This window comes from Candidatus Hydrogenedens sp. (assembly GCA_035378955.1).
In the GTDB taxonomy this organism is placed as follows: Bacteria; Hydrogenedentota; Hydrogenedentia; order Hydrogenedentales; family Hydrogenedentaceae; genus Hydrogenedens.
Window position 1 is genome coordinate 1 of record DAOSUS010000115.1, and the last position, 6,547, is coordinate 6,547.

Here is a 6,547-nt window from a genome sequence, read left to right on the forward strand (position 1 = left end):
TTTGAAAAGGGAAAAATATATAGAAATAAGAATGTATATATTATGTATATTCCTTATTTCAATTTTGTATTCTATCGCCATATTTGCAGAAACATCTGATTGGGAATCGGTCACACTTTCGGATACGGGTGAATCCCTACGAAATCCAGGAATGGGATGGGTATTACATTTTTATGATAATGAAATACAAAATTATGGCTCTAAATTAGAACCATCGGATACCGTTGATGAATTCCCGTGTCTGTCAGTTATTTATTTAAGAATAGCATGGTCATTTCTGGAACCTGAAGAAGGAAAATATAACTGGTCTGTATTAGATACTCCTGCTCAACGGTGGATTTCTAAAGGGAAAAAAATTGCCTTGCGTATTACTTGTAGCGAGACTCCTATTCCATGGGCAACACCTAAATGGGTTTATGAAGCAGGAGCCAAAGGTAATTTCTTTATCCCAGCAGAAGGAATTAAAGAAAATGGAAGTCATTGGGAACCCGAATTTGATGACCCCATTTTCTTAGAAAAGTTAGATAAATTTTTAGCAGAGTTAGCAAAACGGTATGATGGGAACCCTGAAGTCGCCTTTATAGATATAGGTTCCTTAGGAGTATGGGGAGAAGGTCATGTATGGCATTCCACTAAAAAACATATTTCTCCGGAATCTATCAAAAAACATATAGATTTACATATAAAGCACTTTAAAAATACAATAATCGCCCTAAATGATGACATTGTCACAAATGGACAAAAATTTGATGTGCTTCCCGAAGAGAAAAAAGAAATCCTTAATTACGCCATTGAAAAAGGATTAACACTTCGTGATGATAGTATCCTTGTTCAGGGGGGTGAAAATGCTTATTTTAGTGCCAAACTTGCAGAATATTTTTGGAGGAATAAACCGGTTATTTTAGAGAGTGAACATTATGGACCTTCAAAGAATCAAGGGCGTTGGGGTGATGGTAGCAAATATTTACAGGCTGTAGAAGATTACCATGCCAGTTATGTTTCTATACATTGGTGGCCTCGGGAGTTTTTAACAGACAACAAAGATTTAATAGATAAAATCAATTTTAGGTTAGGTTATCGTATTTTGCCTACAGAGGTTAAATGGCAAAAGACAGTAAAAATATCGGATAAAAAATGGGACATTTCCTATCGTTGGGTAAATAAAGGAGTTGCTCCTTGTTATCAAGATGTATATCCCATTATCACATGGAAAGATGAAAATGGGGGAATTGTTGCTGTTTTTACAGATGATGTATTTAATCTCAGGAATTTGCCTATAAGGAAACAAGATGAACCCCAAGAAGTAGAATCGAAAACTTCGTTTTTTATTCCTTTTTTATTAAAAGAAGGAACTTATACCGTGTTGATTTCAGCGGGTACTATTACTGGAACTCCTGAAATTCAATTACCCTTAACCAACTCTGACCAGGAAAAGAGATATGTTATTGGTAAAGTTAATGTTGTTTTGTGAGGAAAATAAAATATGTTAATAAAAACTTCAGAAATGAAGAATACAAAAGATATGGAAAGGAGATAAAAAATGAGTCCATTTCGAAGTCATGTATTAATCTGTGCAGGTGCAGGATGCGTGGCATCAGGCTCGATGGAAGTCAGTTCCGCCTTTTCGGAGGCACTTGCAAAACATGGGCTAAATGATGAAATTCAGGTAGTCCATACAGGATGTTTGGGACCCTGTGCTATAGGTCCTGTGGTCGTAATTTACCCAGATGCTATTTTTTATCAGGGTGTCAAAACAACAGATGTTGAAGATATTGTTGTTGAGCATCTGTTAAAAGGGCGACCTGTCAGTCGTTTGAATTTCAAATCCACAACCACATCACAAATTATCCCTGCCTTACAGGAAATAGGTTTCTTTAAGCAGCAGACCAAAATTGTTTTACGGAACTGCGGTATTATAGACCCCACAAAAATTGAAGAATATATCGCGAGAGATGGGTATCAAGCTTTAGCAAAAGTATTGACAAAAATGACTCCACAACAAGTAGTGGAGGAAGTGAAAAAATCAGGACTTCGGGGAAGAGGTGGTGCAGGATTCCCAACAGGTATAAAATGGGAATTAACCCAGAAAGCCCCGGGTGATAAAAAGTATGTTCTTTGCAATGCTGATGAAGGTGACCCGGGAGCGTTTATGGACAGAAGTGTTTTGGAAGGTGACCCCCATAGTGTTATTGAGGCTATGATTATAGCGGGATATGCTATAGGTTCTGACCAGGGGTATATTTATGTTCGGGCTGAGTATCCATTAGCAGTAGAAAGGCTTAATATTGCGATTGGTCAGGCAAAGGAATTAGGATTGTTAGGGAAAAATATAATGGGGACGGGCTTTAATTTCGATTTAGAAATACGGATGGGTTCAGGGGCTTTTGTGTGCGGTGAAGAAACAGCACTTATGCGTTCTATAGAAGGAAAGAGAGGCGAACCTCGTCCGCGTCCACCGTTCCCTGCATATAAAGGTTTATGGGAAAAGCCCAGTTTATTAAATAATGTAGAAACTTATGCAAATATTCCTGTTATTATCCTAAAAGGTGCCGATTGGTTTGCGTCTATAGGAACTGCTAAGAGTAAAGGAACTAAAGTATTTGCATTAGCGGGTGCAGTTAACAATACAGGTCTGGTAGAAATACCCATTGGAACACCTTTAGGAGAGATTATTTATGATATTGGTGGTGGAATTCCTCGTGGTAAACAATTCAAAGCGGCACAAATTGGGGGTCCTTCCGGTGGGTGTATACCCAAGCAATATTTAAATGTTCCTGTTGATTATGAGTCTTTACAAGAATTGGGAGCCATTATGGGTTCAGGTGGTTTAATTGTTATGGATGAAGACACTTGTATGGTAGATATGGCTCGTTTCTTCCTTGACTTTGTTCAAGACGAATCCTGTGGAAAATGTGTGCCATGCCGTGTTGGAACCAAAAGGATGTTAGAAATTGTAACGAGAATTTGTGAGGGTCGAGGAGAGGAAGGTGATATTGAAAAACTAATAGAGTTGGGGAAACAAATTAAAGATGCTTCTTTATGTGGTTTAGGACAGACAGCCCCAAATCCTGTCCTTTCTGCAATTCGTCATTTCCGTGAGGAATTTGAAATACACATTCGTGAACATAAATGTCCCGCGGGTGTCTGTCCGTCCCTTGTCCGTGCTCCTTGTATGAGTGCTTGCCCTGCGAATGTTTACATCCCGGGTTTTGTTTCATTAATATCTGAAAAAAGATATGCAGAAGCACTTCGTGTTCATCGCGACCAAAATCCTTTCGCTTCGGTTTGTGCCCGTGTGTGTTTCTATACTTGTGAGGATAAATGTAGAAGAGCCACTCTTGATGAAGCCGTATCTATTCGCGGATTAAAACGGTTTATGGTAGAACAGGAAGTTACAATACAATTGCCTGAAATCCGTGAAAATGAACAAAATCTTCGTAAGAAAATTGCTATCATAGGGGCAGGTCCGGCGGGTCTTACCTGTGCTTATTTCCTTGCACGATTGGGCTATCAACCTCGTGTATTCGAATCAGCACCCAGACCCGGTGGTATGTTAGTGCAAACAATACCTGCATATCGTTTACCCAGAGAAGAGTTGGCTCGTGAGATTCGTATGATAGAAAGAATGGGTGTTGTTATTGAAACAGAAAAAGCCTTAGGTCGTGATTTTACATTACAAAGCCTTCGTGATGATGGTTATGAGGCTATTTTCATTGGTATAGGTGCTCCCTCTGGACAAAAATTAAGAATTCCAGGCGAAGATGCAGAAGGAGTTGTCGAGGCAATAGATTTCCTTCGTGAATACAACCTTCGTGGTTCTGTTCCGGTAGGTAAGAATGTTGTTATTATAGGTGGTGGCAATGCAGCTATTGACGCGGCAAGAACAGCCATTCGTTTAGGTGCTAAAAAGGCGACGATTCTCTATCGCAGAACAAGAGAAGAAATGCCTGCCTATAAAGAAGAAATCGAAGAAGCGGTTAACGAAGGCGTAATTTTGAAAATGTTAGTCACTCCACTGGAAATTTTAACAGAAAATGGAAAAGTTGTTGGTGTGAAATGTCAACACATGTGGTTAGGAGAATATGACCGTTCTGGTAGAAGAAGACCCGAAGCAAAATCAGGTGAAGAACCTTTTGTTGAAGAAGCCGACCAGGTTATAGCGGCGATAGGTCAGACTGTTGATTTGAAACGGTATCTTGATGGATTAAATGTTAAATTAACTCCTTCCGGCTTTTTGTGGGTTGACCAATTATACGGACAAACCTCTATAGAATGGTTATTTGCAGGTGGTGATATTAGTTCTGGACCTTCCTCTGTAGCAGAAGCAATTGGTGCTGGAGAAAGGGCAGCAGTAGGCATTGATAAATATCTTACTGGTGAAGAACATGCTTTCTGGAGAGAACCGTATATGGTTGATACAGAATTTGACCCAGATTCTGACCCTGTAGATTTCCCAAGAGCAAAAATGAAACTTCTGCCTGTTGAAAAGCGAGTTCATAACTTCAATGAAGTAGAAATTCCGTTTACAGAAACATTAGCCGTAAGAGAGGCTCGCCGTTGCTTACGTTGTGATTATCGTGAAACAAAAATAAGTTTAAAAACACAACATTAATAAAAGGAGAATGAACCATGCCAAAATTAACTATAGATGGTATTCCCGTAGAAGTTCCTGAAGGGACAACAATACTTCAAGCAGCGAAACAAGTCGGTTTAAAAATCCCTACACTTTGTTATCTTGAAGAGGTTCAAGCCATTGGTGCTTGTCGTGTATGCGTGGTAGAAGTAGAGGGAGCACGCACTTTAGTTGCATCCTGTGTTGCTCCTGTAACAGAAGGGATGAAAGTTCATACCAATTCAAAAAGAGCCCGTGAAGCAAGAAAAACAGTGGTAGAATTGTTATTATCTGACCATGATGGCGATTGCCAGACATGTGTTCGCAATGATGATTGTGAACTTCAGGAATTGGCAAGAACTTTAGGTATAAAAGAGATTCGCTATCAGGGTGAAAAGAGTAAACGGATTGTGGATGAAACAACGCCGGCTATTGTCCGCGATACATCCAAATGTGTTTTATGCAGGAGATGTGTAACCGTATGCAATGAAGTTCAAGGCGTAGGTGGATTATTTCCACAAAATCGCGGATTTGAAACGGTCGTAGGACCTGCTTTTTGCAGTGATTTAGATGATGTCGTTTGTGTTCAGTGTGGACAATGTGGAGCGGTTTGTCCTGTGGGTGCCATTGTAGAAAGAGACCAGATTTCAGATGTTTTCGCTGCTTTAGATGACCCTACAAAAACTGTTGTAGTGCAGACAGCCCCTGCAATTCGTGCTGCCTTAGGTGAGTGTTTTGGTTTACCGCCCGGTACTTTAGTAACTGGTAAGATGGTTACCGCTCTGCGCAGATTAGGTTTCCATGCTGTTTTTGATACAAACTTTGCTGCAGACCTTTGTATTATGGAAGAAGGAACGGAGTTACTAACTCGATTAAAGAAAAAATTAGTAGATGGAGAAAACATAGCATTACCCATGTTTACCAGTTGTTCGCCAGGTTGGATTAAGTTTTTGGAACATTTTTACCCGGATATGATTCCCAATGTTTCAACATGTAAATCTCCTCAACAAATGTTCGGTGCTGTTGCAAAAACCTATTATGCTCAGAAAATCGGTAAGAAACCCGAAGATATTGTAGTTGTTTCTATTATGCCTTGTACAGCAAAGAAATATGAACATCAGCGACCAGAAATGAATAGCTCGGGTGTCCGTGATGTAGACTATGTTCTCACAACCCGAGAATTAGGTAGAATGATAAAACAAGCAGGTATTGATTTTGTCAATTTACCAGAAGATAAACAAGACTCTCCTTTAGGACTATCCACAGGTGCAGCTGATATATTTGCAAATACCGGTGGTGTAATGGAAGCAGCAATTCGAACTGTTTACGAAATAGTAACAGGGAAAGAATTACCGTTTGATGGACTTCATGTTGCTCCTATCGAAGGATTAGAAGGAATTAAAGAAGCTTCATTAAAACTTGAAAAATGTGTTCCTGAATGGTCATTCTTAGAAGGGGCAACTGTAAATGTTGCTGTGGCGCATGGTTTAGGTAATGCAAGAGCATTAATAGAACGTGTTCGTTCAGGAGAAAAGGCATATCATTTTATCGAAATAATGACTTGTCCCGGTGGCTGCATTGGAGGAGGAGGACAACCTCGATTCACGGATAATTCAGTCCGTCTCGCTCGTATTCAGGCTATATATAAAGAAGATGAAGGAAAAGAACTTCGTAAATCCCATGTAAATCCTGATATACAAAAAATATATGAGGAATTTTTGGGACATCCTAATAGTGAAGTTGCTCATCATTTATTACATACGCATTACAACCCAAGAACAAAAGTATAAAGATAATATCAGGTAAAGGAGAGTGTGAAAAACACTCTCCTTTACCATTTTAGAAAGTTGTATAATAGGAGTATGGGTAGGAGTATGTAGGTTTATGAGTGTGTAATATTCAGGAAAGATAAAATGGAAAACAAAATTATAATGG

At 39.3% G+C, this 6,547-nt stretch carries 3 protein-coding genes; all 3 read left to right on the plus strand.

The features are described from left to right. The coding region (locus tag PLA12_14125) for a DUF4832 domain-containing protein (GenBank protein HOQ33625.1) at positions 1–1,471 on the plus strand (1,471 nt) is incomplete at its 5' end. Between the two features lie 69 nt (positions 1,472–1,540). Next, positions 1,541–4,612 carry an NADH-quinone oxidoreductase subunit NuoF gene (nuoF, locus tag PLA12_14130; protein HOQ33626.1) on the plus strand — a complete coding sequence of 1,024 codons (3,072 nt, stop codon included), beginning with the start codon at positions 1,541–1,543 and terminating at the stop codon, positions 4,610–4,612. Between the two features lie 17 nt (positions 4,613–4,629). Next, entirely contained in the window at positions 4,630–6,402 is a 1,773-nt protein-coding gene (locus tag PLA12_14135; protein ID HOQ33627.1) for an NADH-dependent [FeFe] hydrogenase, group A6, read from the plus strand. The last annotated feature ends 145 nt before the right edge of the window (positions 6,403–6,547 follow it).

Bases quoted from the DNA above. Each gene is read 5' to 3' on its own strand.
- PLA12_14135 (HOQ33627.1), top strand. From the start codon at position 4,630: ATGCCAAAATTAACTATAGATGGTATTCCCGTAGAAGTTCCTGAAGGG.
- nuoF (HOQ33626.1), top strand. From the start codon at position 1,541: ATGAGTCCATTTCGAAGTCATGTATTAATCTGTGCAGGTGCAGGATGC.